The sequence below is a fragment of the Enterobacter cloacae complex sp. HYC003_NIDB genome (assembly GCF_056673375.1).
Map to the genome: position 1 here is coordinate 3530844 of NZ_CP114220.1, position 26605 is coordinate 3557448.

A 26605-nucleotide genomic window follows, 5' to 3' on the forward strand; every position below is an offset into this window, starting at 1 on the left:
GCATACCTTCCCCGCAATCATGAAAATGAGAAGCATTAACTTCAACAAAAACAGGATGCCGCTCTGTGAAACTCCCTGCCGTTTGCCGTAATGCCTTTCTTTTAACAGGACTTTTTGTTTTAGGACTAACCTCAGCGACGGCCGCCGACTGGCCGCGTCAGGTCACAGACAGCCGCGGCGTTCATACGCTTGAGAGCAAACCGACGCGCATTGTCTCCACCAGCGTGACCCTAACCGGCTCCCTGCTGGCCATTGACGCCCCGGTTATTGCCAGCGGAGCCACCACGCCAAACAACCGCGTGGCGGATGCACAGGGCTTTTTACGTCAGTGGGGCGATATCGCGAAACAGCGTAAGGTTGCCCGGCTGTACATCGGCGAGCCGAGCGCCGAAGCCGTCGCGGCCCAGATGCCGGACCTGATTTTGATCAGCGCCACCGGCGGGGATTCCGCGCTGGCGCTCTACGATCAGCTTTCCGCCATCGCCCCGACGCTTATCATTAACTACGACGACAAAAGCTGGCAGGAACTGCTGACCCAGCTGGGGACGATCACCGGGCAGGAAACACAGGCCGCAGAGCGCATCGCTGCCTTCGATAAACAGCTCGCCCAGGTGAAGCAGCAGATGAAGCTGCCGCCGCAGCCGGTGAACGCCATCGTCTACACCGCCGCGGCGCACACGGCGAACCTGTGGACGACAGACTCGGCTCAGGGCAAGCTGCTGCACCAGCTGGGCTTCACGCTGGCGGCGTTACCTGATGGATTGCACACCTCGCAAAGCCAGGGCAAGCGTCACGACATTATTCAGCTGGGCGGGGAAAACCTGGCGACGGGGCTGAACGGCGAAGGGCTGTTCGTGTTTGCCGGCGACCAGAAAGACGTGGACGCGATTTACGCCAATCCGCTGCTGGCGCATCTGCCGTCGGTCAAGAACAAGCGCGTCTGGGCGCTGGGAACGGAGACGTTCCGCCTGGATTATTACAGCGCGTTGTTGGTGTTGCAGCGTTTGAATTCAATTTTTAAATAAGTGGCACGTTTCCCGTAGGCCCGGTAAGCGCAGCGCCACCGGGCGTTTTGTCGGGTGGCGGCTACGCCTTACCCGACCTACAGGTTCTGCCTGAACCGACGCAACTCCACCAAAACCGCCAATAAAATTACGCCAACCACGGCTAACACAAACCCGCTGCTGCTCGCCGACGCCACCGGGGTCATTATCGCCCCCAGCCCGCCGAGGATCGCTGCGCCAATCGCATCGCCCGTGACGTTCTGCGCCGTCCACAGGCCATTAATGCGCCCGAGCATCCCTTCCGGCGTCTGGGTCTGGATCAGGGTGTACTGTAAAAGAGAGCTGACCGCGCTCAGCCAGCCAAAAATCACCAGACACATCACCCCCAGCGCCCACACCGGCATCAGGCTGAAGAAACCAATCGCGATAAACGAGGCCAGCGTCGCCACCAGCATGATTAACCCCGGTCTCGCGCTCTGCGCCAGGTTTCCGCTGGTCAGCGCCCCGCACGCGGCGCCGAGCGGAATGGCGGCGTACAGCACGCCAATCTCTGAGGCGCTCATCTGCCACTCGCCCGCCAGCGCCGGGTACAACACGCGCACGGCGCTCGCCATCGTCAGCAGGCCGCCGAGCAGCGCAATGCCGCCAATCAGCGGGTTGCTGAACAGAAAACGAATCGCGGCCATCAGGGACTTCAGCGGATGCTCGCGCGGCTGCGGCGGCGGTGGCAGGAGCGGCAGACGCAGCAGCGTCAGGGTGGTGATAAAGGTTCCCGCCGCGGCAAGGCCGTAGTTCCACGCCACGTTGCCGGTCGCCAGCAGCAGGCCGCCGACCATCGGCGAAATCACCGATCCCAGACGCACGGTGAGCATGGTGATCGCCCCCGCCTGCATCAGGTTCTCGCGCCCGACCAGCGCGGGCGTGGCCGCCAGCAGCGCCGTCACGCCTAACGAGGCAAAAAAGCCGTCCCACAGGCCCAGGGCATAAATCGCCATCAGCGACGGCTCCGGCAGCATTGCGTTCAGACACAGCCCGACAAAGCCCACCCCGCAGGTGCCGCGCGCCAGCAGGATCAGTTTTTTACGCTCGTAGCGGTCCGCCAGCACGCCGCCCACCATCAGGCCGATAAACATCGCCCCGCCGGTTAAGGTGACGGATAACCCCACCAGCCAGCTGGAGTGGGTCATGGTCTGGATCTGTACCGGCACGGCGACCCCGAGCAGGCCGAGGGATAAAATGGAGATAAAGCGGGCGATAAAAACCGCTCGAAACGCCGGGTGCGTTTTCAGCAGGCTGAGGTTGAGCAGCCAGGATTTTTGATTCATGACAAGGCCTTGAGGTATCGGTCTACCATTTCCATGGGCGCACATGCTAACATAGCCAAATAAGATAGATAACGATAATTACTATCATTATCACATCATGGACGTTGCTATGTCGTTTTCCTCTTCCGCGGTGCGCGCCGTAGCCGTGCCCGTTTTATTGCTGCTGTTGATCCTTGCGATTGCACTCAGTTTGCTGGTTGGCGCGAAGCCGCTGCCCGCGTCCGTTATTGTCGATGCGCTCTCCGGTACCTGCCAGAGCGCCGACTGCATTATCGTGCTCGACGCCCGCCTGCCCCGCACCCTTGCCGGCCTGCTGGCCGGTGGCGCACTCGGGCTTGCCGGTGCCCTGATGCAAACCCTCACCCGCAACCCGCTGGCGGACCCTGGCATTCTCGGCGTGAACTCTGGTGCCAGTTTCGCCATTGTGCTCGGCGCGGCGCTGTTTGGTTTCACCTCTCCATCTGAACAGCTGGTGATGGCCTTCTGCGGCGCGCTGGCCGCCTCGCTGGTGGTGGCCTTTACCGGCAGCCAGGGCGGCGGACAGCTCAGCCCGGTACGTCTGACACTGGCGGGCGTGGCGCTCGCGGCGGTGCTGGAAGGCTTATCGAACGGCATCGCCCTGCTCAACCCGGACGTGTATGACCAGCTGCGCTTCTGGCAGGCCGGTTCGCTGGATATCCGTACCCTTGATACCCTGAAAGTGGTGGCATTCCCGGTGTTTATCTCTGCCGCCGTAGCGCTGTGTTTAAGCCGGGCGCTCAACAGCCTGAGCCTCGGCAGCGACACCGCGACCGCCCTCGGCAACCGCGTGGCGCGCACGCAGCTGACGGGCCTGCTTGTCATCACCGTGCTGTGCGGCAGCGCGACCGCCGTCGTCGGGCCGATTGCCTTCATCGGCCTGATGATGCCGCACATGGCGCGCTGGCTGGTGGGGGCGGATCACCGCTGGTCGCTGCCGGTCACGCTGCTGGCGACCCCTGCCCTGCTGCTGTTTGCCGACGTACTGGGCCGCCTGCTGGTGCCGGGTGAATTGCGCGTCTCGGTGGTCAGCGCCTTTATCGGCGCGCCGGTGCTGATCTTCCTGGTACGACGCAGACGCGGGGGTGGCGCATGATGGCCCCGTCCCGTCGATTACTCACCAGCGTCGCCCTGCTGGTCGTCGCCAGTCTGCTGCTGGCGGTCTGGAGCCTGCAAAGCGGTGCCGTAACGCTTGATTTCGCGCAGGTCTTTCACGCTCTCACTGGCAGCGCGCCGCGTAACATCACCATGGTGGTCACCGAATGGCGACTGCCGCGCGTGGCGATGGCGATCCTGGTTGGCGCGGCGCTCGGCGTCAGCGGCGCAATATTCCAGTCGCTGATGCGTAACCCCCTCGGCAGCCCGGACGTGATGGGCCTGAATACTGGCGCGTGGAGCGGCGTGCTGGTGGCGATGGTGCTGTTCGGGCAGCATCTCATGGCCATTACCTTTACGGCGATGGCGGGCGGCATTCTCACCTCCCTGCTTATCTGGGCCCTGGCCTGGCGCAACGGCATCGACACCTTCCGCCTGATCATCATCGGGATCGGCATCCGCGCGATGCTGATGGCGTTTAACACCTGGCTTCTGCTACAGGCGTCGCTGGAAACCGCACTCTCCGCCGGGCTGTGGTACGCCGGTTCCCTCAACGGTCTGACGTGGGGAAAAACCTGGCCCGCCGCGCCGCTGATTATCCTGATGTTTATTGGCGCGCTGCTGCTGGTCAGGCGCATGCGGCTGCTGGAGATGGGCGACGACAGCGCCTGCGCGCTGGGCGTGAGCGTAGAGCGCTCGCGCCTGATGCTGATGCTGGTGGCGGTCTTGCTGACCGCAGCGTCTACCGCCATCGCCGGGCCGATCTCGTTTATTGCCCTTGTCGCGCCGCATATCGCGCGGCGACTTAGCGGCACCGCGCGCTGGGGATTAACCCAGGCAGCGCTGTGCGGCGCAGTATTACTGCTGGCCGCCGATCTCTGCGCTCAGCGGCTGTTTACGCCTTATCAACTGCCGGTGGGCGTGGTGACCGTCAGCCTCGGCGGGATTTACCTCATCGTCTTGCTCGTTCAGGAGTCACGCAAGAAATGACAGATTCAACACCCCGCTTGCGCGGCGAAAACTTGACCCTCGGCTACGGTAAAAAAATCATTGCCCGGGACTTATCCGTTGCCATTCCGGACGGCCACTTCACCGCCATTATCGGGCCAAACGGCTGCGGCAAATCGACATTGCTGCGCACGCTGAGCCGCCTGATGTCGCCGGTCGAGGGCAGCGTGTTCCTCGACGGGGAGCAGATCCAGCGCTTCGCCAGCAAAGAGGTGGCGCGCCGAATTGGGCTGCTGGCGCAAAACGCCACCACGCCGGGGGATATCACGGTGCAGGAGCTGGTCTCGCGCGGACGCTATCCGCACCAGCCGCTGTTTACCCGCTGGCGCAAGGAGGACGACGAGGCCGTGAAGCGCGCGATGCAGGCGACGGGCATCACCGATCTGGCCCAGCAAAGCGTCGATACCCTCTCCGGCGGACAGCGCCAGCGCGCGTGGATCGCGATGGTGCTGGCGCAGGAGACCTCCATCATGCTGCTGGACGAGCCGACGACCTGGCTGGATATCAGCCATCAGATTGACCTGCTGGAGCTGCTGAGCGAACTGAACCGCACGCAGGGCTACACCCTGGCAGCGGTGCTGCACGATTTAAACCAGGCGTGCCGCTACGCTACGCATTTGATTGCGCTGCGCGACGGCGAGATTGTGGCGCAGGGCGCGCCGAAAGAGATTGTGACGCCGGATCTGATCGCGCGGATCTACGGCATGCGCTGCATGATTGTTGACGATCCGGTGGCGGGTACGCCGTTGGTGGTGCCGTTGGGCAAGCGTGCGGTCTGATGCCCTCACCCCGGCCCTCTCCCACAGGGAGAGGGAGCAAACCATCCCCTCTCCCCGTGGGAGAGGGTTAGGGTGAGGGGCTTTAAACGTTACCCCAAAATTTCCTTCAGTACCGGCCCAATCTTTTCAAACGCCTGCGGTGAAATAATATCCACGTGGGCGCAGTCCTGGCTGTACACCTCCAGCTCATCCACCCACGGCGCCCACGCGGCCTGCGGATCCAGGGTTCGCGTTCGCTCGGCGACAAACAGCGTCGCTTTACCGTCAAACCGCGCGCTGTGTGCCGTGGTGAGCATCCGCACCGCGTCCGCATAGTTGCCTTCAATGGCGTTAAACAACTCGCTGGAGCCCTGCCCCTGCTGGGCGGCAATAAACGCCTGACGTTCGCGCTCAATTTCCGCCAGCACCTCCGGATCGAGGCCGTTGGCCTCTTTCTCCGCCCAGTTCTGGGTTTCCGGTGGCCAGGTATCCAGCAGGCCGAGGAACGCTACGTCTTCACCCTGCTCGCGCAGACGCGCCGCAATGCCCTGCGCCAGCGTGCCGCCGAGGGAATAGCCGAACAGATAATACGGCCCCTGCGGCTGTTGCTTACGCAACGTGTTCAGATGATGCTCGATCACCGCATCGAGATCCGCACCCTGCTGCATTGGCCCCTCAGGTCGGGGAGACTGAATGCCGATGATTGACCAGCGCGGGCTGAGGTAGCGCGCCAGGACGCTAAACTGCCAGGCAAAGCCGGACGCCGGATGGAAGCAGAACAGCGTGGGGCCGTTGCTTTCACGCAACGGGAGAACGGTTTCATACCCCAGACGCTGCGCCTGCTCGTCGCTCATCTGCGAGTCCAGCAGGGCGCTAAGCTTGCTCACCGTCGAGGCGACCATAATCTGCCCCGGCGTGACCTTGCGGCTGAACGCACGGCTGAGCTGAGCCGCAAGGCGCATCGCCAGCAGCGAGTGGCCGCCGAGGGCAAAGAAATCGGCCTCGATATCGTTCACCGCGCAGCCCAGCAGGGCAGAAAACGCCTGCGCCACGGTGACTTCAGTTTGCGTCTCGGGCGCGCGACCGGAAGTTTTGCTGGTCAGCTCCGGCAGCGGCAGCGCCTTGCGATCCAGCTTGCCGTTGGCGCTTAACGGCAGCGCGCTGATTTGCAGCAGCACCACCGGCACCATATGCGGTGGCAGCTGGGCTTTGAGTGATGCAAGCAGCGCGTCGCGATCCAGCGGTAAGCCGGATTCAGAGACAACGTATCCCACCAGCTGGCGGGCATCGCCGCCCGTGGCAGCCGCCTGGTTGAACACGCAGGCGTGCGCCACCGCCTGGGCCACATCCGGTAGCGCGAGCATCGCCCGGTCGATTTCGCCCAGCTCGATGCGCTGGCCGCGGATTTTCAGCTGATCGTCGCTGCGGCCCAGATATTCCACCGCGCCGTTGTCCAGCCAGCGGGCAACGTCCCCGGTGCGGTACATTCGCTCGCCGGGGGCAAACGGATCGGCGATAAAGCGGCTGGCGGTAAGGTCGGGGCGTCCCAGATACCCCTGCGCCAGCTGAATGCCGGTGAGATACAGATCCCCCGCCACGCCGAACGGCACCGGGCGCATCATCGCGTCCAGAATGCGCAGCCCCGTATTCCACACCGGGAAGCCGATCGGCACGCTGTTGCCTTCCACCGCCGCCAGCTCGGGGCCAAACGCCGGATACCAGCTCACATCCACCGCCGCTTCGGTTGGGCCATAGAGGTTGTGCAGCGGCGCATGGGTGAGCTGTTCCCACTCGCGACACAGCGCAGTCGGCAGCGCTTCGCCGCTACAGAACACCTGCTTAAGGGTTTTGCAGCACACAGCGTTTTCCGGGGTCAGAGAGGCGACAAAGGCCGCCAGCATCGACGGCACGAAGTGGGTGGTGGTTACGCCATATTCTGCGAAGAAGCCCTGCATCGCCTGCGGATCGCGGTGCGCGTCCGGCTCGGCCATCACCAGCTTCGCCCCGGCGATAAACGGCCACCAGAACTCCCACACCGACACGTCAAAGCTGCACGGCGTTTTCTGCGCCACCACGTCATGCGCCGCCAGTGGATAATGATCCTGCATCCACTTCAGGCGGTTAACGATGGCGGTATGGCCGACCATCACCCCTTTTGGACGCCCCGTCGAACCGGAGGTAAAGATGATGTACGCGGTCTGCTCCGGCTTCGCCAGGCGCAGAGGTTCAGCATCGGTGACCGGTAATAGTGTGTTGTAACTAAAGGTGGCGATCGGCAGATCGTTAAAGCGCGGAAGCTGCTCGTCGGTGGTAATGAGCAGCGACGGCTTCGCGTCCTCCAGCATCATCCGCAGACGGTCATCCGGGTAACCGGTATCCAGCGGCAGCCAGGCGGCGCCTGCTTCAACAATCCCGTGCAGCGCCAGGGTCAGGAACACCGAGCGCGGGAGCGCCACCGCCACGCTGTCGCCCGGCTTCACGCCGCGCGCGCGCAGCAGGTTTGCCAGCGCGACCACCTGCTCGCGCATCTGGCGGTAGTTCAGTTCAGTATGGGCATCCGCCAGCGCGGGGGCGTCCGGCGTTTTGCTCGCCTGCTCCGCCACAAGATCCGCCAGCGTGGTGGACGGCAGCGCCAGCCCGGTATCGTTGATGCGCGCCAGCCGGGCGTATTCCTGCTCTGATACGGTTTCCACGTCGCCACAGCGCAGGTCCGGATTGGCGGCAAACTGCGTCAGCATTGCGTTCAGGCGCGCCGCGTGCCCTTTCAGCGTCGCCTCGTCGTAACGCTGCCCGTTGGCGAGGATCTCAATGCTCAGTCCGCCCTGCTCGTCCGGGAACAGCGCCAGCTCCAGATCGTTCACCGGGCCGGTTGCCAGCGTGTGGGTAATGGCCTCCACGCCGTCGATATTCAGCTGATAATCGAACACCTTGACGTTCAGCACCGGACCCAAAAGGGCTTCGTCGCCTGCGGCACGTCCGCTGTCGCGCACGATCTGTTCGGCGTCGTAACGCTGATGGCGGCGCATCTTTTTCAGCTGGTTCGCCAGGCGCAGCGCCAGTTCCGGCAGGCTCTCCTGCGGGCGAATATTCACCGCCAGCGGCAGGACGTTGAGCACCGGTCCGGTCGCGGTCAGCGCGGCGGAGCCCATGCGGCGCATAAAGATAAACCCGGCGGCGTAGTCCAGCCGTCCGGTCAGGCGGCCCAGCCACAGCGCCACCAGCGCAAGGGCCAGATCGGTACGCTGCGCCTGGCCTGCCTTCTGTGCAAGCTGGCTGAACGCACGGCCGTCCATCGCAATTTTCAGGCGCAGGGTATCGGTGGTGGCGGCGCGTCCCGGCAGCGGCGCGGAAGAGAGCGAGACCGGAGAAGGAAGCTGTTTGCGTTGTGCGGCCCAGAAAGCACCGTCGCGCTGATACGCCTCGCTGTCGCGATAGCGCTGATACTCCTCCACCACCTCGGCGAACGGGGTGAACGGCGAGGCCGGCGTGGATTCACCTTTCTGCCACGCAGCGTAAATGGCGGCGATCTGACGGGTAATAGCAGGGAAGCTGAAGCCATCTACCACCAGATGATGATACCTCTGATACCAGTACCAGTGGCTTTCTCCCACCTGGATCAGCTGGTGAAACGCCAGCGGCTGACCGCTGTCGACGCGCAGGTTCTGGTTGAGATCGGCCTCCATCAGCGCCACGGCGGCGTCGTGGGAGTCAACGCGCACGATGGACGGCTCCGGCAGGAGCATGGCCTCATCGATCCACTGCCACACCTCACCGTTATCTTCGGCAAAACGCATCCGCAGGGTGTCGGCCTGCATCATGCCTTCAGCGATGGCTTTTGCCAGCAATGGCGCATCGATAGCGCCTTTCAGCTCGGTGTAGTGCGCGACGCTCCAGGCGTTTGGCAGGGAGGAAAGCTGCTCTGCCATCCAGATCCCCGGCTGGGCGGCGACAAGAGGGAGACGGTTCATGCGCGCTCCCCCGCAAAACATGACGGCTCAAGCGTCTGCCACTGTTCCGCCAGCCACTGCTGGCACGCCTCCTGAGATTGCGGTTCGCAGACCACGCGCCAGCCCGCGGGCAACTCGCACTGCTGCGGCCACAGGCTGTACTGCCCCTGGTCATTTTGCAAAATGGCGAACTGTCCCTGCGGATTATCGAAAGGATTGCTGAATTCCATACAGACTCCGTTATTGAATAAGCGGCTGCCAGAGGGTCATCAGCCCCTGCGTCAGCCCACCGCGCCAGCAAAGCGCATCGTGTCCGCCGTCAACCTGACGCCAGAAAACCGGTTGCTGAGTGTGTAGTTCGGCGAGGATCGCCTGGTTTGCGCGCAAAATAAGCGGCTCGTTGCGCCCGGCCTCAAGGACGATGCGCAGCCCGCGAGCGGTTTTGTCACCCGCTTTGAGTTGTTCGATGAGCAGCCCGTCCTGCTGCGCGCCGCGGTGCGGCCACCAGTAGGATCCGGACTGGCTGAGGATGCAGCCAAAACGCTGCGGCCAGTTGAGGCCCGCATAGAGGGAAGAGAGCCCGCCGAAGCTCTGACCCGCCACCACGGTATGGTCGGCGCGGTCGCTGAACGGGGCCATGCTTTTCACCTGCGGGAGAAGTTCGTCCTGCACCGCCAGCCAGAAATCAGGGTTACACGGCAGCTCGCGGCTGCGGTGTGCGGTGTCAATCACGTCGATTAAGACATAGACCGCAGGCGGCAGTTTGCCTTCATGGGTGAGCGACGCCAGCGCAGGCCAGACGGGCATGCTTTCGGCCCAGAACTGCCCGTCGAGCAGCACCGCCAGCGGGCGCTCGGGGCTTTCATCCCCGGTGGTAAAAATCCACACGCGGCGACGGTTCTTCAGACGCGCGCTGTGCCACTCAATGCAGACAGGCTTATTGTAAGGGGTATCGGGATGGTTCCAGCCGGGCTGTACGGGCGCCTCCGGCATCTCCAGCGCCGAGACGGCGTGCCCGCGCCCGCCGCGCCAGCTCTGGGCATTCAGCGGGTCGGACACCGCGTGCGGCAATAGTTTGCGCCAGCCTTCGCGCAGCGCCATGCGGTCCGGCTGATCGCCTTCAAACACTGCGCTGGCAAAATCGTTTTCATTGTCGGAGGGGATAAAACAGTAGCTGCCGCGCCATTCGGGGCTGAACTCGCCCTGCCACTGCCAGACGTCGGTATCCGGGATACGTTCAAGGGACTGCGGACGGGCATTTTGATGGTGATCGGTCACACCGGTGACGTAGAGCCAGACGCGTTTAACCGTCGACGTTTTCTGCGTTCCCGCCGGGTCCCGCCACCAGAATGTCACGCGATAGTTTTCCTGATGACGTTCCCGTTCCGGCCCGTCTTTCGCCTGCCACCACGCTTCACTTCCGGTTGTTAACGCCGTCACCCTTATAACCCCATGTTTAACAGTCTTTTTTGTTTCAGAGCAAATTTTATTGATAATATTATTGATAACTATTTGCATTTGCAATAGCGTAATGCCCGCGCTGTGGGAAGCGCGCTCATTAAATAACCATAAAAGCGGGACGTACAATGAATAAGAAGATTCACTCTCTGGCCTTGCTGGTCAATTTAGGGATTTATGGTGTCGCGCTGCCCGTCATGGCAGACGACAACACCGCCTCCGCGCAGCATGAAGACACCATGGTGATCACCGCCGCCGAGCAGAATTTGCAGGCGCCGGGCGTGTCGACCATCACCGCCGACGAGATCCGCAAAAACCCGCCCGCGCGCGACGTGGCGGAAATCATCCGCACCATGCCGGGCGTTAACCTGACCGGCAACTCCACCAGCGGCCAGCGCGGGAATAACCGTCAGATTGACATTCGCGGCATGGGCCCGGAAAACACCCTGATCCTGATCGACGGCAAGCCGGTCACCAGCCGCAACTCCATCCGTCTGGGCTGGCGCGGCGAGCGTGATACCCGCGGCGATACCGGCTGGGTCCCGCCGGAGATGATCGAGCGCATCGAAGTGATCCGTGGCCCGGCTGCTGCCCGCTACGGTAACGGTGCGGCGGGCGGCGTGGTGAACATCATCACCAAAAAATTTGACGACCAGTGGCACGGCTCCTGGAACACCTACCTGAATGCGCCAGAGCATAAAGACGAAGGTTCCACCAAACGCACTAACTTCAGCCTGAGCGGCCCGCTGGGCGGGGATTTCAGCTTCCGCATGTACGGTAACCTGGATAAAACCCAGGCCGACGCCTGGGACATTAACCAGGGCCATCAGTCTGACCGTACCGGCGCATATGCCGACACGCTGCCGGCAGGCCGTGAAGGGGTCGAGAATAAAGACATCAACGGCGTGGTGCGCTGGGACTTTGCGCCGATGCAGTCCCTGGAGTTTGAGGCGGGATACAGCCGCCAGAACAACCTTTACGCGGGCGATACCCAGAATACCAACAACGACAACAGCTCAAGCGGGCTGGTGAAGAAGAACTACGGTAAAGAGACTAACCGTATCTATCGTCAGAACTTCGCGGTGACCTGGAACGGCGGCTGGGATAACGGCATTACCACCAGCAACTGGGCGCAGTACGAACACACCCGCAACTCCCGTCTGGGCGAAGGGCTGGCGGGCGGTCTGGAAGGATTGTTCAACAGCAATAAATTCACCGACACCGACCTGGCCGACGTGATGCTGCACAGCGAAATCAACCTGCCGATTGATTTCATTGTGAACCAGAACCTGACGCTCGGCACCGAATGGAACCAGCAGCGCATGAAGGACTCGACCTCCTTCACGCAAACCCAACAGGGGGGCACCATTCCGGGCATGAGCGAAGACCGTAGCCCGTACACTTCAGCGGAGATCTTCTCCCTGTTTGCCGAAAACAACATGGAGCTGACCGACAGCACCATGCTGACCCCTGCCCTGCGCTTCGACCACCACACCATTGTGGGTAATAACTGGAGCCCGTCCCTGAACCTGTCGCAGGGTCTGGGGGATGACTTCACCCTGAAGATGGGCATCGCGCGCGCCTATAAAGCGCCAAGCCTGTATCAGACCAACCCGAACTACCTGCTGTACAGTAAAGGCCAGGGCTGCTACGCCAGTTCCGACGGCGTGGGCTGCTACATGATGGGTAACGACGATCTGAAAGCGGAAACCAGCATCAACAAAGAGATTGGCCTGGAGTGGAAACGCGACGGCTGGCTGGCGGGCGTGACCTGGTTCCGCAACGACTACCGCAACAAGATTGAAGCGGGCTACGCGCCGATTGGCCAGACGTCCACCGGCAAAGTCACCACCGATATCTACCAGTGGGAAAACGTGCCGAAGGCGGTAGTAGAAGGTCTGGAAGGCTCCCTGAACGTACCGGTCAGCGATACCATCAACTGGACCAATAACATCACCTACATGCTGCAAAGCAAGAACAAGGAGACCGGCGATCGTCTGTCGATCATTCCTGAGTACACGCTGAACTCAACCCTGAGCTGGCAGGTGCATCAGGACGTATCGCTCCAGTCGACCTTCACCTGGTACGGCAAGCAGCAGCCGAAGAAGTACAACTACAAAGGTCAGCCGGTGACCGGGTCTGAAAAAGACGAAGTCAGCCCGTACAGCATCGTTGGCCTGAGCGCGACCTGGGACGTGACCAAAAACGTCAGCCTGACCGGCGGCGTGGACAACGTCTTCGACAAGCGCCAGTGGCGTGCGGGTAACGCCCAGACCACGGGTAATACCACCACCGGCGCGTATATGTACGGTGCGGGCGCGTATACGTATAATGAACCGGGCCGTACCTGGTATATGAGCGTGAATACGAGGTTCTGATAAAGGCAGTGACTTCCCCCTCTCCCCATGGGAGAGGGCCGGGGTGAGGGCATCAGGCCGCACAATACTGAAGGGAAAACCATGCACACCACCCACAGCACATTTTCTCTCGCCGGCCACACCCTCCACCGCATCACTTTCGACCCCGCCACCTTTACCGACGCCGATCTCCTCTGGCTCCCCCATCACGCGCAGCTTGCTGACGCCGGACGCAAACGCAAGGCCGACCACCTGGCAGGCCGCATCGCCGCCGCGCACGCCTTACCTGACCACACCATGCCCGCCATCGGCCCCAGCGGGGAACCGCTCTGGCCGCAAGGTATTTCCGGCAGCATCACCCACAGCAGCACGCAGGCGATAGCCGTCGTCACGCAATACCCGGCGCTTATCGGCATCGATTGTGAAACGATCCTCTTCGAAAACGAAGCCAGGGAAATCAAAGACGGCATTATTGATACGCAGGAAGAACCTGTGCTTTCCCGCCAGGGATACCCGTTCGCCCTCGCCCTGACGCTGGTCTTCAGCGCCAAAGAGAGCCTGTTTAAGGCCCTCTTTCCGCAGGTACAGGCCTGGATGGGTTTTGACTGCGCCCGCGTTACCAAGCTCGACGACAAGACGCTCACGCTGGCGTTGACCCGTCAACTGGCAGGCTTTGAAGAAGGCACCGCCTTCCGCCTGCACTGGCAGCAGCACGGCGAACAGGTCATCACCCTGCTGTCACACGCTCCTGGCGACGAGCCTTCACGCTGGTCACCACAAACGTCACGATAAACACCATCGCGAACAGGACCACAATGGTCGGCGCAGGCGCGCTGTCGAGATAAAACGAGGCATAAACGCCGCTTACCGACACCAGCGCTGAAACGGCGACCGCCACCAGCAGCGCCATGTGAAAGCGTCGGGTAATCAGCACCGCCACGGCGCCGGGCGCAATCAGCAGGGAAATCGACAGAATGATCCCCACCGCTTTCAGCGTCGCAACGATGGTCAGCGAAACCATGCACAGTAAGCCGTAGTGCAGCCAGCGGGTGCGCAGGCCACTCGCCTGCGCCTGCTGATAGTCAAAGCAGAACAGCAGAAAATCGCGCCACTTCAGGCCAATCACCAGCGCAATCAGCCCCGCGACGAGACCGCTTTGCAGAATGTCCATCCCGTTAATACCCAGCATATCGCCGAACAGAATGTGGTCGAGATGCACCTCAGGTTTGACGGCGATATAGAGGATCAGCCCGGCGCCGAACATGCCGGAAAAGACGATCCCCATGACCGTATCCTGTTTGATGCGGCTGTTATCCTTCAGATATCCGGTGGCGACCGCGCAGAAAAGACCGGCTACGAACGCGCCCAGCGCCAGCGGCAGGCCCATCATCCAGGCCAGCACGACGCCGGGAAACACCGCGTGGCTCATGGCGTCGCCCATCAGCGCCCAGCCTTTCAGCACCAGAAAAACCGACAGCAGCGCGCAGGGCACGGCCACCATGAGTGAAATCAGCAGCGCGTTGTTCATAAACGCAAACTGGAACGGTTCGAGAAGCAGCGTCAACATGGGTGTGCCTCCCGCGCCCGACGGCGGCTGGCAAGCAGCCCGTGCTTCGGCGCAAAGACGAACGCCATCAGGAACAGCAGCGTCTGGGCGACCACGATAATGCCGCCGGTGGCGCCGTCCAGGTAATAGCTGGCCCACGCGCCGAGGAAGCTGGTGATGCTGCCAATGGCGACCGCAATCATCAGCAGGCGCGGGAAGCGGTCGGTCAGCAGCCACGCGGTCGCGCCGGGCGTGACCACCAGACAGATCACCAGAAATGCGCCGACGGTTTGCAGCGCCGCCACGGTAGAGACCGCCAGCAGCGTGAAGAAGAGAATTTTCAGGCGTTCAGGACGCAGGCCGATGGCGCGGGCGTGGTTCTCATCAAAAAAGGTCACCATCAGATCTTTCCATTTGAACAGCAGGATAACTATCGACAACACGCCGATAATCGCCAGCTGGACGATATCTTCCGGGGCGATAGCCAGAATATTGCCGAGGACGATGGTCTGAATGTTCACCGAGGTCGGGTTGAGCGAGACCATAAACAGCCCCAGCCCGAAAAACGAGGAGAAGATCAGCCCGATAATGGCGTCCTCCTTCAGGCGGCTGCGCTGGTTGAGAAACAGCATGCTGCCCGCCGCCAGCCCGCCCGATAAAAACGCCCCCAGCGAGAACGGCAGCCCGAGCATGTAGGCCCCCGCTACGCCCGGCACGATGGAGTGCGACAGCGCATCGCCGATCAGCGACCAGCCTTTGAGCATCAGATAGCAGGAGAGAAACGCGCATAGCCCGCCCACCATCGCCGAGACCCACATCGCGTTGAGCATGTACTCGTAGCCGAAGGGTTCGAGAAGCACGTTCATTTGGCCTCCTGACGGTGCGTGACGAAGGGGCGTTCGTCGTCGGTAATAATGCGATCTTCCGAGCCGCTGAGCACCACGTGGCGCAGCACGCCGCTAAAGGCGCGCTCGAGATTCTCGGCGGTAAAGGTGGTTTCCGTCGGGCCGCTCGCCAGCACGGTGCCTTTGACCATCACCGTGTAATCGCAGAATTCCGTGACCGAGCCCAGGTTATGGGTCGAGACCAGCATCGTTTTGCCCTCGTCGCGCAGCTCCCGCAGCAGGCTGATGATCCTGGCTTCGGTTTTGACGTCCACGCCGGTAAACGGCTCGTCGAGCAGGATCACCTCGCCCTGCTGGGCAATCGCCCGCGCCAGAAACACGCGCTTCTTCTGCCCGCCGGACAGCTCGCCAATCTGCCGATGGCGCAGCTCGAGCATATCTACACGCTTCAGGGCGTCGGTGACGATCTGCTTATCGCATTCTTTGGGACGACGCAGAAACCCCATATGCCCATAGCGGCCCATCATCACCACGTCCTCGACGAGCACCGGAAACGACCAGTCGACCTCTTCCGACTGCGGCACGTAGGCGACCAGGTTCTGACGCAGCGCCCGGTGAGGCGGCAGCCCCAGAATGGAGATAGTGCCGCTCGCCGCCCGCACAAACCCCATCACCGCCTTAAACAGCGTGGACTTGCCGGAACCGTTCACCCCCACCAGGGCGGCAATCGATCCGCCCGGCACGCTGAACGATGCGTCGCGCAGCGCCGTGTGGCCGTTGCGGTAGGTCACGGTCACGTCGGTTACAACAATCCCCTTCTGCATGGTTACTCCTTCATCCCGTCACGGATGCCCTGCACCAGCGTGCGGGTGGTGACGTTCAGCAGATCGATATAGGTCGGCACCGGGCCGTTTTCCGCGCTCAGAGAGTCGACGTACAGCACGCCGCCGTAGTGGGTGTCGGTTTCCCGCGCCACCTGACGGGCGGGCTTATCAGAGACCGTACTTTCGCTAAACACCGCCGGAATGTGATGTTTTTTCACCATGTCGATAACCTTGCGCACCTGCTGCGGCGTGCCCTGCTGATCGGCGTTGATCGGCCACAGGTAAAGCTCCTTCAGGCCCAAATCCCGCGCCAGATAGGAGAACGCCCCTTCGCTGGTTACCATCCAGCGTTTGTCTTCAGGTATCTCCGCGACCTGCTTGCGCAGCGGTTCGAGAGTGGCGGTGATCTTCTGCTTGTAGGCTTCCGCATTGCGCTGATAGGTCTGTGCGTTGGCCGGATCGTACTTCACCAGCGCGTCGCGGATGTTATCGACGTAAATCAGGGCGTTATCCGGCGACATCCACGCGTGCGGATTGGGCTTGCCGTTATAGGGCCCTTCGCTGATGCCCATCGGGGTGATGCCTTTGGTAACAATCACCTCCGGCACGCCGTTCAGATGCTGATAAAAGCGCTGGAACCACAGCTCCAGATTCATGCCGTTCGCCAGGATCAGCTGTGCCTTCTGCGCGCGTTTGATATCGCCCGGGGTGGGCTGGTATTCGTGAATTTCCGCGCCCGGTTTGGTGATGGAGGTGACCTCTGCGGCATCCCCCGCCACGTTTTTCGCCATATCAGCAATAACGGTAAAAGTGGTGATGACCTGGAACTTTTCAGCCGCCAGCGCGCCGGTCGTGGTCGCAGTCATGAGCAGCGCGCCGAGCAACAGACGCTTCAATCCTTGCCGTGGATGCATCGCAGAAGTCTCCTGAGGTGATTAAATTCAAAGCAAAATTAGCCTGTGCTATAAGGTATAGCACAGGCTATGTTTAAATGAAAATAATTATCATTAAAGTTGTGTCAATGAAGGGCGTGCCTGATGACGCTTCGCTTATCAGGCCTACGGTAAAGCAGATTTGTAGGCCGGGTAAGCGCAGCGCCACCCGGCAAGAGGGCTGCCTACTGCCCGGCAAGGGCCTTATAAAATGCAGGATTCTCCCGAATCACGTTAAGTACCTTCGCCGCCAGCCCGGTTGGGTTGCGACGTTTGGACTCCCAGCTTTTTATCGTGTCAACGCTCGTGCCAAGCGCCTTCGCCATTTCGCATTGGGTAATATTGAGCTGTTCTCTGATTGCGCGAACATCTGCAACTTCATAGCGGGTTACTCTGGAAGCTGTTTTCTTTCCGCTGTGGATCTCAACGGCTTCTTCAAGCGAAGATTTTAATTCATCAAATATACTCATTGTCTGCCTCCTCCTGCCTGAATAGGGTACATAGTACACCTACCATTTACGGCACAGGAAGCACTATTTTTCAGAACAGAAGTTAGTTTTTTAAGTTCAGCTTTCTCTGTCTCAGTCAGGCTGTCCCTGGTGCTTTTTAGATAGGCCATGATGAAATAGATCACCTCCTCCGTGGCCAAAAAGTAAATCACTCTGGCACCGCCTCTCTTTCCCTTTGAACCTGCCGCCATCCTTATTTTACGTAACCCACCCGTCTGTTGTATCAGGTCGCCTTTATCAGGCCAGGCAATGAGTTCCTTTTGCAGATCCTTTAATTCATCATCCGTAGCAATGCTTTTAATCTGCCGGGTAAAGAGTGATGTTTCGATAAACTCTATCGCGTGACTCATCCATAATTCCTTCCCTAATCGCAGCAAAAAGCCTGAATACATCAGGATCAGGCTCTTGCTACATTGTTACTCTTCCTTGAGTAATATTGCGCCAAAATACTGTATTTATATACAGGTCGGCAAAATTTTAAGAATCCATTTATACATCCGGGAACATCACGCTATTCCCCGGCGCTTCCCTGTGCAGATGGATAAAGTTCAGGTGCCGTTCATACTGGTCCAGAATGTCCGTAATCACCTGCTCCTTGCTGTAATCCATCAAATCATTCCCCTGGCTGCCTTCCAGCAGGAAGGTCTCCAGCCGGTAGTAGGTCGACTTCCCGCTGCGCGCCCGGTAGGTGAACCCGGGCACCGAATACTGCTGCGGCCAGATCTGATAGACAAAGTTCTGCTCGTCGCCCATGTGCACCAGCAGATCCAGGTGCCCCAGATTTTCGTCCTCTTCCGGGGGCAGGTTTTTCAGCTCCACGTAGGCGCCACGCAGCTTCAGCTCCTGGGCCACCTCTTCCATCGCCGGGAAGCAGACCGTCTCCATCATCTGGCTGGTGTAGCGCGTGCCGGGGTAGTTCATCAGACGCGAGAGACGTTTTTTCCAGCTCAGCCTGTCCTGCGCGCCCAGCGGACGCGGGGCGGTGTCGCGGCTGGCGCTGACGCGGCGGTAGTCTTCCACCTTAAGCGATTTATACAGCCCGGCCATCACGAAGAAGATCACGAAGCTGAACGGCAGGCCCATGATCACCGTGGTGTTCTGCAACGCCGAGATACCGTTGGTCATCAGCATGCCGAGCGTCAGCAGGCCGATGGCGACGGACCAGAAGATGCGCAGCCAGTTCGGCGCATCGCTGTTAATGTCCTTGAGCTTCGAGGTGAAGTTCCCCAGCACCAGCGCGCCGGAGTCCGCCGAGGTGACGTAGAACAGCAGGCCGGTAATGGTCGCTACGGACGCGCTAAAGGTAAACGCCGGATACTGCGCCAGCAGGCTGTAGAAGCCGCGCTCCGGGTGCGCCATCGCTTCCTGGGCAAAAGTCGCATTGCCGTGGATGATCTCGTGCAGCGCGCTGTTGCCGAAAATCGACAGCCACAGCAGGGTAAAGGTGAAAGGGATGATCAGCGTGCCCATCACGAACTGACGGATGGTGCGCCCACGCGAAATGCGCGCGAGGAACAGGCCGACAAACGGCGACCACGCCACCCACCACGCCCAGAAGAAGAGCGTCCAGTTGTTCATCCACTCTGTCGGACGGTCAAAGGCGAAGCTGTTCAGCGTCATGCCCATAAAGCGGTTCACGTAATCACCCACGTTCAGCACTAAGGCATTGAGCAGGAACGAGGTGTCGCCCATAAACAGCACGAACAGGATCAGCCCCAGCGCCAGGGCGACGTTCAGCTCGGAGAGCACGCGAATCCCTTTATCCACGCCGGAGGTCACCGAGATGGTGGCGATAATCACCGACAGCGCAATCAGCGCCGCCTTCGCCGCCATCGAATCCGGGATGTCAAACAGCACGCTCAGCCCGTAGTTAAGCTGCACCACGCCAATTCCGAGCGTTGTCGCGATACCAAAGATGGTGCCGATCACCGCCGCAATGTCGACGCTGTGGCCTATCGGGCCGTTGATCTTTTTACCGAAGATCGGGTAGAGCGCGGAGCGGATGGTGAGGGGCAAATTATAACGATAGCTAAAGTATCCGAGCGCCATGCCCATCAGAGCGTACATCGACCAGCCCGTCAGGCCGTAGTGGAACAGCGTCCAGACCATCGCCTGGCGCGCGGCCTCCATCGTCTGCCCTGCCCCTTCCGGCGGCTGCATATACTGCGTGACCGGTTCCGCCACGGAGAAGAACATCAGGTCGATGCCGATGCCCGCGGCAAACAGCATCGCGGCCCAGCTCAGCAGGCTGAACTCGGGCTTGGACTGCTCGGGCCCGAGCTTCACCGAACCGAAGCGCGAGCAGGCAATGCAGACCACGAAGACAATATAGAGCGTCGCCGCCAGCAGATAGTACCAGCCGAAGGTCTTCGACACCCAGTTCAGGGTGCGCCCAATCCACTCGGCAGAAAAATCACGAAAGAAAATGGTCGTCAGGGAAAACAACAAAATCAGCCCGGCGGACGTATAAAAAACGACCGGGTTGATTTTGTCTTTTTCTCTGTCCTGTGAAAGGTCTGTCATCCAGTATCCCCACTGTTTTTGTAACTATTGAAATCCAAATCCGCAACAATTAAGACACATTTTATATTGAACGTCCAATCAAAAACCGCTTTAATAGTTAACCAACGCTGATGAATGGAGTGGCAAAAATGCCCAAAGTGGGGATGCAGCCGATCCGGCGCAGGCAGCTAATCGATGCCACGCTGGAAGCAATTAATGAAGTGGGAATGCATGACGCAACCATCGCGCAAATCGCCCGTCGGGCGGGCGTATCCACGGGGATCATCAGCCACTATTTCAAAGATAAAAACGGTCTGCTGGAAGCGACCATGCGTGACATCACCGGTCAGCTGCGCGACGCGGTATTAAGCCGTTTACGCGCCCTGCCGGACGGCAGCGCAGAGCAGCGATTGCAGGCGATTGTCGGCGGCAATTTTGATGAAACCCAGATCAGCGGCGCGGCGATGAAGGCCTGGCTGGCCTTCTGGGCCAGCAGCATGCATCAGCCGATGCTCTACCGTTTGCAGCAGGTCAGCAGCCGCCGATTGCTCTCTAACCTGGTGTACGAGTTCCGCCGCGAGCTGCCGCGTGAACAGGCTGAAGAGGCGGGCTACGGGCTCGCCGCACTGATTGACGGGCTATGGCTGCGCGCTGCGCTCAGCGGCAAACCGCTGGATAAAACCCTGGCCCAGTCGCTCACCAGCCACTTTATCAGCCAGCATTTACCGACCGATTAACCGAGGAGAATTTATGTCCCGAATGGCAGAACAGCAGCTTTATATCAATGGTGGTTACACATCGGCCACCAGCGGTCGCACCTTCGAGACCATCAACCCGGCGAACGGTGAAGTTCTGGCAACCGTGCAGGCCGCCGGGCGCGAAGACGTGGACCGCGCCGTGGAAAGCGCACAGCGCGGGCAGAAGATCTGGGCGGCGATGACCGCCATGGAGCGCTCGCGCATTTTGCGCCGCGCCGTCGATATCCTGCGCGAGCGCAACGACGAGCTGGCAACGCTGGAAACCCTCGACACCGGTAAAGCGTATTCCGAAACCTCGACCGTCGACATCGTTACCGGCGCGGACGTGCTGGAGTACTACGCGGGGCTGATCCCGGCGCTGGAAGGCAGCCAGATCCCGCTGCGCGACACCTCGTTCGTCTACACCCGCCGCGAGCCGCTGGGCGTGGTGGCGGGCATCGGCGCGTGGAACTACCCGATCCAGATCGCCCTGTGGAAATCGGCCCCGGCGCTGGCGGCGGGCAACGCGATGATCTTCAAGCCGAGCGAAGTGACGCCGCTTACCGCCCTGAAACTGGCGGAGATCTACACCGAAGCAGGCGTGCCGGACGGCGTGTTTAACGTCCTGCCGGGCGTGGGCGCAGAGACCGGCCAGTTCCTGACCGAGCATCCGGGCATCGCCAAAGTCTCCTTCACCGGTGGCGTGGCCAGCGGCAAAAAGGTGATGGCGAACTCGGCGGCCTCGTCCCTGAAAGAGGTGACGATGGAGCTGGGCGGTAAATCTCCGCTGATAGTGTTTGACGACGCGGATCTGGATCTCGCGGCAGATATCGCCATGATGGCGAACTTCTTCAGCTCCGGTCAGGTGTGCACCAACGGCACCCGCGTGTTCGTGCCCGCGAAGGTCAAAGCCGCGTTTGAGCAAAAAATCGTTGAGCGCGTGGGCCGCATCCGCGCGGGCGACCTGTTCGATGAAAACACCAACTTTGGCCCGATGGTCAGCTTCCCGCACCGCGACAGCGTGCTGCGCTACATCGCCAAAGGCAAAGAGGAAGGCGCGCGCGTGCTGTGCGGCGGCGACGTGCTGAAGGGTGACGGCTTTGACAACGGCGCGTGGGTGGCCCCGACCGTGTTCACCGACTGCACCGACGAAATGACCATCGTGCGCGAAGAGATCTTCGGCCCGGTGATGTCCATTCTTACCTATGACACTGACGAAGAGGCCATTCGCCGCGCCAATGATACCGACTACGGTCTGGCGGCGGGCATCGTCACCGCCGATCTGAACCGCGCCCACGGCGCTATTCATCAGCTCGAAGCGGGCATCTGCTGGATCAACACCTGGGGTGAATCCGCCGCAGAGATGCCGGTCGGTGGCTACAAACACTCCGGCATTGGCCGTGAGAACGGCGTCATGACGCTACAGAGTTACACCCAGGTGAAGTCCATCCAGGTTGAGATGGGTAAATTCCAGTCCATATTTTAACCGGGAGGTTTATTTGCAATTTGACTACATCATTATCGGAGCCGGCTCTGCCGGCAACGTACTGGCAACACGACTGACTGAAGATCCGAACACCACCGTCCTGCTGCTTGAGGCGGGCGGGCCGGACTACCGCTTTGACTTCCGCACCCAGATGCCTGCCGCGCTGGCCTTCCCGTTGCAGGGCAAGCGCTACAACTGGGCGTATGAAACCGAGCCTGAGCCTTTCATGAACAATCGCCGCATGGAATGCGGACGGGGTAAAGGGCTGGGCGGCTCGTCGCTGATCAACGGCATGTGCTACGTGCGCGGTAACGCGATGGATCTGGACAACTGGGCGAAACAATCGGGTCTGGAGCACTGGAGCTACCTCAACTGCCTGCCCTACTACCGCAAGGCAGAGACCCGCGACGTGGGGCCGAACGACTACCACGGCGGCGACGGTCCGGTGAGCGTCACCACCTCTAAGCCGGGCGTGAACCCGCTGTTTGAAGCGATGGTAGAGGCGGGCGTGCAGGCGGGCTACCCGCGCACCGACGACCTTAACGGCTATCAGCAGGAAGGCTTTGGCCCGATGGACCGTACGGTCACGCCGCAGGGCCGACGCGCCAGCACCGCGCGCGGCTATCTGGACCAGGCCAAACCGCGCCCGAATCTGACCATCCGCACCCACGCCATGACCGATCACATTATCTTTGACGGCAAGCGCGCGGTGGGCGTCGAGTGGCTGGAAGGCGAAAGCACCATTCCGTCAAAAGCGACGGCGAAGAAAGAGGTGCTGCTGTGCGCGGGCGCCATCGCGTCTCCGCAGATCCTCCAGCGCTCCGGCGTGGGCAACGCTGAACTGCTGAAGCAGTTTGATATCCCGCTGGTACATGATTTACCCGGGGTGGGTGAAAACTTGCAGGATCACCTGGAGATGTACCTTCAGTATGAATGTAAGGAGCCGGTCTCCCTCTACCCTGCCCTGCAATGGTGGAACCAGCCGAAGATTGGCGCGGAGTGGCTGTTTGGCGGCACAGGCGTGGGCGCGAGCAACCACTTCGAAGCGGGCGGGTTTATCCGCAGCCGCGAGGAGTTCGAGTGGCCAAACATTCAGTATCACTTCCTGCCGGTGGCGATTAACTACAACGGCTCGAACGCGGTGAAAGAACATGGCTTCCAGTGCCACGTTGGCTCCATGCGCTCGCCGAGCCGCGGCCACGTGCGCATCAAGTCGCGCGATCCGCACCAGCATCCGGCGATCCTGTTCAACTACATGTCCCACGAGCAGGACTGGCAGGAGTTCCGCGACGCGATCCGCATCACCCGCGAGATCATGCACCAGCCTGCGCTGGACAAGTATCGCGGTCGTGAAATCAGCCCGGGCGTGGAATGCCAGACCGACGAACAGCTGGACGAGTTCGTGCGCAACCACGCTGAAACCGCCTTCCACCCGTGCGGCACCTGCAAGATGGGCTACGACGAAATGGCGGTGGTCGACGGCGAAGGCCGGGTTCACGGGCTGGAAGGGTTACGCGTAGTGGATGCGTCGATTATGCCGCAGATTATCACCGGCAACCTGAACGCCACCACCATCATGATTGGCGAAAAGATTGCCGACGCCATTCGCGGGCGCGAGCCGCTGGCGAAGAGCACGGCGGCGTATTATGTGGCGGATGGGGCGCCGGTTCGCCGCTGAGTGCGAACTTCTCCCCTCACCCCGGCCCTCTACTAAAGGGAGAGGGTGTCATCGTCCCCTCTCCCTCTGGGAGAGGGTTAGGGTGAGGGGAAATTATTGCCGAAATGCTTCAAGCCGCTTAACCTGCCGTCCTTCCCCGTCAAAATTCTCCGCCGCCAGCCAGGCCCGCAGAGCCGCATCCTTTTGCGGCCATTCGCCGTCAATAATCGAGAGCATATCGCTGTCGCGGTTGCGGCCTTTGCGCACCAGCTTCTGGCGCAGGCGCCCTTCCCAGACAAACCCCAGCCGCTCCGCCGCGTTGCGTGAGGCGATGTTCATCGAATCGCACTTCCACTCCAGCCGGCGATATTGATGCTCAAAGGCATTTTTCAGCAGCAGCCACACCGCTTCGGTACCCACGCGGGTGCCCTTCATCCTGCGCGACCAGGTGACGTGGCCGATCTCAACCGAGCCCTGAAAGCGTTCTATCGCCATATAGCTGACCAGCCCTACCGCCTTTTCGGTGCGCAGATCGATGACGGCAAAGGGCACCAGGTCGTCATCCAGCACCTTTCCGAGCACCCAGTGCGCAGTGGCCTCAACGCTCCCAGGCTGGGTGCTGGCAAGCCACGTCCAGTCGCTGTCGTCACCCAGCGCATAGGCTTCAAACAAATCAGCCGAATGGCGGTCGGCATCCAGCGGCTCCAGGCGGCAATACTGCCCGGTGAGCAGGGTACGGGTTAACGCGCGGGCGCATTTCCAGTCCGGGACAATATCGTTAACGGTTTGACCATGTTGATTGATTTCGGGCACGGCGGTGACTCCCTGAAAGGTAAGGAGTTTGTTATAGCAGGTTAAAAAGCGAACGCAAAGAGAGGTGACTCATAACCAGACCGAATGCGTTATTCCCGGAGGGCATAAGCAAAGCAGAATTTCGACTTTGAGGAAATCCTCAGCCAGCCTACCGTAACGGTGCATAAAACAATCACAATATATTTTCTTCAGGGATCGCTATGACTAAAAAACTGCTGCCGTTACTGGTGCTGGCTGCGCTCTCAAGCGCTGCTCACGCCGCTACCCCGCCCAACACGCTGGTTGTCGCCCAGGGTCTGGATGATATCGTGAGCCTTGACCCGGCCGAAGCCAACGAACTTTCCAGCATCCAGACCGTACCGAGTTTGTATCATCGTCTGGTACAGCCGGACCGCGATAACCCGGAGAAAATCACCCCGGTTCTGGCCGAAAGCTGGGAAGCGGACGCGGCAGCAAAAACCCTGACCATCAAACTTAAGCCCGATGCAAAATTTGCCTCCGGCAACCCGCTGCGCCCGGAAGATGTGATCTTCTCATATACCCGCGCCGTGACGCTGAACAAATCCCCGGCGTTTATCCTCAACGTACTGGGCTGGGACGCCAGCAACATCGCCAGCCAGCTGAAGAAAGTGGACGACCATACCCTCACGCTTCGCTGGACGGCGGACGTCAGCCCGTCGGTAGCGCTGAATATACTCTCCACGCCGATTGCCTCCATCGTCGATGAAAAGCAGGTTGCGGCGAACGTGAAGGATAACGACTTCGGCAACGCGTGGTTAAAAATGCACTCTGCGGGCAGCGGCGCGTTCAAAATGCGCGTTTACCAGCCGCATCAGGCCATCGTGCTGGAAGCCAACGAATCCGCGCCCGGCGGCGCGCCGAAGCTTAAAAGCATCATCATTAAAAACGTCCCCGATCCCGCTTCCCGCCGCCTGCTGATCCAGCAGGGTGATGCGGACGTGGCGCGCGATCTGGGTGCAGACCAGATAAGCGCCCTCAGCGGCAAGCCGGGCGTGAGGGTGCTTAGCATCCCTTCTGCCGAGCAAAACTATCTGGTGTTTAACACCGGCAACAGCGCTAACCCGCTGCTGAATAATCCAGCGTTCTGGGAAGCCTCGCGCTGGCTGGTGGATTATGAAGGCATCACCAAAGACCTGCTGAAAGGCCAGTATTTTGTTCATCAGAGCTTCCTGCCGGTCGGCCTGCCGGGCGCGCTGGAGGACAATCCGTTCACGTTTGACCCGGCAAAAGCAAAAGCGATCCTCGCCAGGGCGGGCATCAAAGACGCGCATTTCACGCTGGACGTAGAGAATAAACCGCCGTTCATCACCATCGCGCAATCCATGCAGGCGAGCTTCGCTCAGGGCGGCGTGAAGGTGGATCTGCTGCCCGCGGCGGGTAGCCAGGTGTACGCCCGCGTGCGTGCGAAACAGCATCAGGCGGCCATACGTCTGTGGATCCCGGACTACTTCGATGCACACTCCAACGCCAGCGCCTTCGCATGGAATGACGGGAAATCCAGCACCGTGGCCGGGCTTAACGGCTGGAAAATTCCGGAGCTGAACAACGCTACGCTGGCGGCGGTTGCCGAGCCGGATCCGGCAAAACGTCTGGATCTGTATAAGAAGATGCAGGAACAGTTACAGCATAACTCGCCGTATGTGTTCGTTGACCAGGGCAAAACCCAGATCGTGGTGCGCGATAACGTGAAGGGGTATCAGCAGGGGCTGAACGCGGATATGGTCTGGTACGATCGCGTTACGAAGTAGCTTTTCCCCCTCTCC

At 60.7% G+C, this 26605-nt stretch carries 21 protein-coding genes and 1 pseudogene; 10 read left to right on the forward strand and 12 right to left on the reverse strand.

Features of this window, described 5'->3' with window-relative positions:
• Nucleotides 1–65: 65 nt before the first annotated feature.
• Entirely contained in the window at nt 66–1025 is a 960-nt protein-coding gene (fepB, locus tag O1722_RS16860; protein ID WP_032103091.1) for a Fe2+-enterobactin ABC transporter substrate-binding protein, read from the forward strand.
• Between the two features lie 77 nt (nt 1026–1102).
• Here the strand turns inward: fepB and entS are convergent, their stop codons facing one another.
• Nucleotides 1103–2329: an enterobactin transporter EntS gene (gene entS / locus O1722_RS16865; RefSeq protein ID WP_017382514.1), complete on the reverse strand. Its 1227-nt coding sequence runs from the start codon at nt 2327–2329 to the stop codon at nt 1103–1105.
• A gap of 109 nt (nt 2330–2438) precedes the next feature.
• Here entS and fepD point away from each other — a divergent pair, with 109 nt between their 5' ends.
• The 3 genes from fepD to fepC are packed head-to-tail and all read left to right on the forward strand — an operon-like array spanning nt 2439 to nt 5229.
• Nucleotides 2439–3443 (forward strand): Fe(3+)-siderophore ABC transporter permease, encoded by a 1005-nt coding sequence (fepD, locus tag O1722_RS16870; RefSeq protein ID WP_017382515.1) that lies wholly within the window; start codon nt 2439–2441, stop codon nt 3441–3443.
• Complete coding sequence (fepG, locus tag O1722_RS16875) at nt 3443–4432, forward strand: iron-enterobactin ABC transporter permease (protein ID WP_026094382.1); 990 nt, start codon at nt 3443–3445, stop codon at nt 4430–4432. The genes fepD and fepG overlap by 1 nt, the downstream gene beginning before the upstream one ends.
• Nucleotides 4429–5229, forward strand: a complete 801-nt coding sequence (gene fepC, locus O1722_RS16880; protein ID WP_033486426.1) for an iron-enterobactin ABC transporter ATP-binding protein — start codon at nt 4429–4431, stop codon at nt 5227–5229. Before fepG ends, fepC begins: the two co-directional genes overlap by 4 nt.
• Before the next feature lie 89 nt (nt 5230–5318).
• Here the strand turns inward: fepC and entF are convergent, their stop codons facing one another.
• Genes entF through fes form a run of 3 tightly spaced genes read right to left on the reverse strand, consistent with a single transcriptional unit; the run spans nt 5319 to nt 10595 of the window.
• Nucleotides 5319–9176 carry an enterobactin non-ribosomal peptide synthetase EntF gene (gene entF / locus O1722_RS16885; RefSeq protein WP_033486427.1) on the reverse strand — a complete coding sequence of 1286 codons (3858 nt, stop codon included), beginning with the start codon at nt 9174–9176 and terminating at the stop codon, nt 5319–5321.
• Nucleotides 9173–9385, reverse strand: coding sequence for an MbtH family protein (locus O1722_RS16890; protein ID WP_015571182.1), 213 nt, complete (start codon nt 9383–9385; stop codon nt 9173–9175). The genes entF and O1722_RS16890 overlap by 4 nt, the downstream gene beginning before the upstream one ends.
• Before the next feature lie 10 nt (nt 9386–9395).
• A complete protein-coding gene (gene fes / locus O1722_RS16895) occupies nt 9396–10595 on the reverse strand; it encodes an enterochelin esterase (RefSeq protein ID WP_032671333.1) in 1200 nt (399 codons plus the stop codon).
• Nucleotides 10596–10741: 146 nt separating this feature from the next.
• Between fes and O1722_RS16900 the strand changes: the two genes are divergently transcribed.
• Together O1722_RS16900 and entD are read left to right on the forward strand one after the other, a co-directional pair.
• Nucleotides 10742–12991: a TonB-dependent siderophore receptor gene (locus O1722_RS16900; RefSeq protein ID WP_017382520.1), complete on the forward strand. Its 2250-nt coding sequence runs from the start codon at nt 10742–10744 to the stop codon at nt 12989–12991.
• An 81-nt stretch (nt 12992–13072) separates the two neighbouring features.
• Nucleotides 13073–13762, forward strand: a complete 690-nt coding sequence (gene entD / locus O1722_RS16905; protein ID WP_033486428.1) for an enterobactin synthase subunit EntD — start codon at nt 13073–13075, stop codon at nt 13760–13762.
• Here the strand turns inward: entD and O1722_RS16910 are convergent.
• The 7 genes and pseudogenes from O1722_RS16910 to betT all read right to left on the reverse strand — a co-directional run bounded on the left by O1722_RS16910 (nt 13698) and on the right by betT (nt 20149).
• Nucleotides 13698–14537 (reverse strand): metal ABC transporter permease, encoded by an 840-nt coding sequence (locus O1722_RS16910; protein ID WP_023303259.1) that lies wholly within the window; start codon nt 14535–14537, stop codon nt 13698–13700. The two genes, entD and O1722_RS16910, sit on opposite strands and share 65 nt — an antisense overlap.
• Nucleotides 14531–15382, reverse strand: a complete 852-nt coding sequence (gene sitC / locus O1722_RS16915) for an iron/manganese ABC transporter permease subunit SitC (protein ID WP_033486429.1) — start codon at nt 15380–15382, stop codon at nt 14531–14533. The genes O1722_RS16910 and sitC overlap by 7 nt, the downstream gene beginning before the upstream one ends.
• Complete coding sequence (gene sitB / locus O1722_RS16920; RefSeq protein WP_032647626.1) at nt 15379–16185, reverse strand: iron/manganese ABC transporter ATP-binding protein SitB; 807 nt, start codon at nt 16183–16185, stop codon at nt 15379–15381. Before sitB ends, sitC begins: the two co-directional genes overlap by 4 nt.
• A gap of 2 nt (nt 16186–16187) precedes the next feature.
• A complete protein-coding gene (locus O1722_RS16925) occupies nt 16188–17099 on the reverse strand; it encodes a metal ABC transporter substrate-binding protein (protein WP_032652915.1) in 912 nt (303 codons plus the stop codon).
• A gap of 203 nt (nt 17100–17302) precedes the next feature.
• Nucleotides 17303–17587 carry a NadS family protein gene (nadS, locus tag O1722_RS16930; protein WP_032670406.1) on the reverse strand — a complete coding sequence of 95 codons (285 nt, stop codon included), beginning with the start codon at nt 17585–17587 and terminating at the stop codon, nt 17303–17305.
• A gap of 65 nt (nt 17588–17652) precedes the next feature.
• Nucleotides 17653–17976 (reverse strand): annotated as a pseudogene (locus O1722_RS16935) (type II toxin-antitoxin system RelE/ParE family toxin); the annotation flags it as partial.
• Nucleotides 17977–18115: 139 nt separating this feature from the next.
• Nucleotides 18116–20149 carry a choline BCCT transporter BetT gene (gene betT / locus O1722_RS16940; protein ID WP_032670411.1) on the reverse strand — a complete coding sequence of 678 codons (2034 nt, stop codon included), beginning with the start codon at nt 20147–20149 and terminating at the stop codon, nt 18116–18118.
• 128 nt (nt 20150–20277) lie between these two features.
• On the opposite strand from betT, the gene betI reads away from it, so the two are divergent.
• From betI to betA, 3 genes are read left to right on the forward strand one after another with little or no spacing between them, the layout of a single operon-like run.
• Nucleotides 20278–20865: a transcriptional regulator BetI gene (betI, locus tag O1722_RS16945; protein ID WP_017382531.1), complete on the forward strand. Its 588-nt coding sequence runs from the start codon at nt 20278–20280 to the stop codon at nt 20863–20865.
• 13 nt (nt 20866–20878) lie between these two features.
• Entirely contained in the window at nt 20879–22351 is a 1473-nt protein-coding gene (gene betB / locus O1722_RS16950; RefSeq protein ID WP_017694352.1) for a betaine-aldehyde dehydrogenase, read from the forward strand.
• Nucleotides 22352–22364: 13 nt separating this feature from the next.
• Entirely contained in the window at nt 22365–24029 is a 1665-nt protein-coding gene (betA, locus tag O1722_RS16955; RefSeq protein WP_023296081.1) for a choline dehydrogenase, read from the forward strand.
• 93 nt (nt 24030–24122) lie between these two features.
• Here the strand turns inward: betA and O1722_RS16960 are convergent, their stop codons facing one another.
• Nucleotides 24123–24821, reverse strand: coding sequence for a GNAT family N-acetyltransferase (locus O1722_RS16960; protein WP_033486432.1), 699 nt, complete (start codon nt 24819–24821; stop codon nt 24123–24125).
• A 200-nt stretch (nt 24822–25021) separates the two neighbouring features.
• On the opposite strand from O1722_RS16960, the gene O1722_RS16965 reads away from it, so the two are divergent.
• Complete coding sequence (locus tag O1722_RS16965) at nt 25022–26590, forward strand: ABC transporter substrate-binding protein (protein ID WP_033486433.1); 1569 nt, start codon at nt 25022–25024, stop codon at nt 26588–26590.
• Nucleotides 26591–26605: the final 15 nt, after the last annotated feature.

Coding starts and splice junctions, on each gene's coding strand:
- O1722_RS16900 (WP_017382520.1), top strand. CDS start 10,742: ATGAATAAGAAGATTCACTCTCTGGCCTTGCTGGTCAATTTAGGGATT.
- sitB (WP_032647626.1), bottom strand. CDS start 16,185: ATGCAGAAGGGGATTGTTGTAACCGACGTGACCGTGACCTACCGCAAC.
- fepG (WP_026094382.1), top strand. CDS start 3,443: ATGGCCCCGTCCCGTCGATTACTCACCAGCGTCGCCCTGCTGGTCGTC.
- entS (WP_017382514.1), bottom strand. CDS start 2,329: ATGAATCAAAAATCCTGGCTGCTCAACCTCAGCCTGCTGAAAACGCAC.
- entF (WP_033486427.1), bottom strand. CDS start 9,176: ATGAACCGTCTCCCTCTTGTCGCCGCCCAGCCGGGGATCTGGATGGCA.
- O1722_RS16925 (WP_032652915.1), bottom strand. CDS start 17,099: ATGCATCCACGGCAAGGATTGAAGCGTCTGTTGCTCGGCGCGCTGCTC.
- entD (WP_033486428.1), top strand. CDS start 13,073: ATGCACACCACCCACAGCACATTTTCTCTCGCCGGCCACACCCTCCAC.
- O1722_RS16965 (WP_033486433.1), top strand. CDS start 25,022: ATGACTAAAAAACTGCTGCCGTTACTGGTGCTGGCTGCGCTCTCAAGC.
- fepC (WP_033486426.1), top strand. CDS start 4,429: ATGACAGATTCAACACCCCGCTTGCGCGGCGAAAACTTGACCCTCGGC.
- nadS (WP_032670406.1), bottom strand. CDS start 17,587: ATGAGTATATTTGATGAATTAAAATCTTCGCTTGAAGAAGCCGTTGAG.
- betI (WP_017382531.1), top strand. CDS start 20,278: ATGCCCAAAGTGGGGATGCAGCCGATCCGGCGCAGGCAGCTAATCGAT.
- O1722_RS16910 (WP_023303259.1), bottom strand. CDS start 14,537: ATGTTGACGCTGCTTCTCGAACCGTTCCAGTTTGCGTTTATGAACAAC.
- O1722_RS16890 (WP_015571182.1), bottom strand. CDS start 9,385: ATGGAATTCAGCAATCCTTTCGATAATCCGCAGGGACAGTTCGCCATT.
- betT (WP_032670411.1), bottom strand. CDS start 20,149: ATGACAGACCTTTCACAGGACAGAGAAAAAGACAAAATCAACCCGGTC.
- betB (WP_017694352.1), top strand. CDS start 20,879: ATGTCCCGAATGGCAGAACAGCAGCTTTATATCAATGGTGGTTACACA.
- fepD (WP_017382515.1), top strand. CDS start 2,439: ATGTCGTTTTCCTCTTCCGCGGTGCGCGCCGTAGCCGTGCCCGTTTTA.
- sitC (WP_033486429.1), bottom strand. CDS start 15,382: ATGAACGTGCTTCTCGAACCCTTCGGCTACGAGTACATGCTCAACGCG.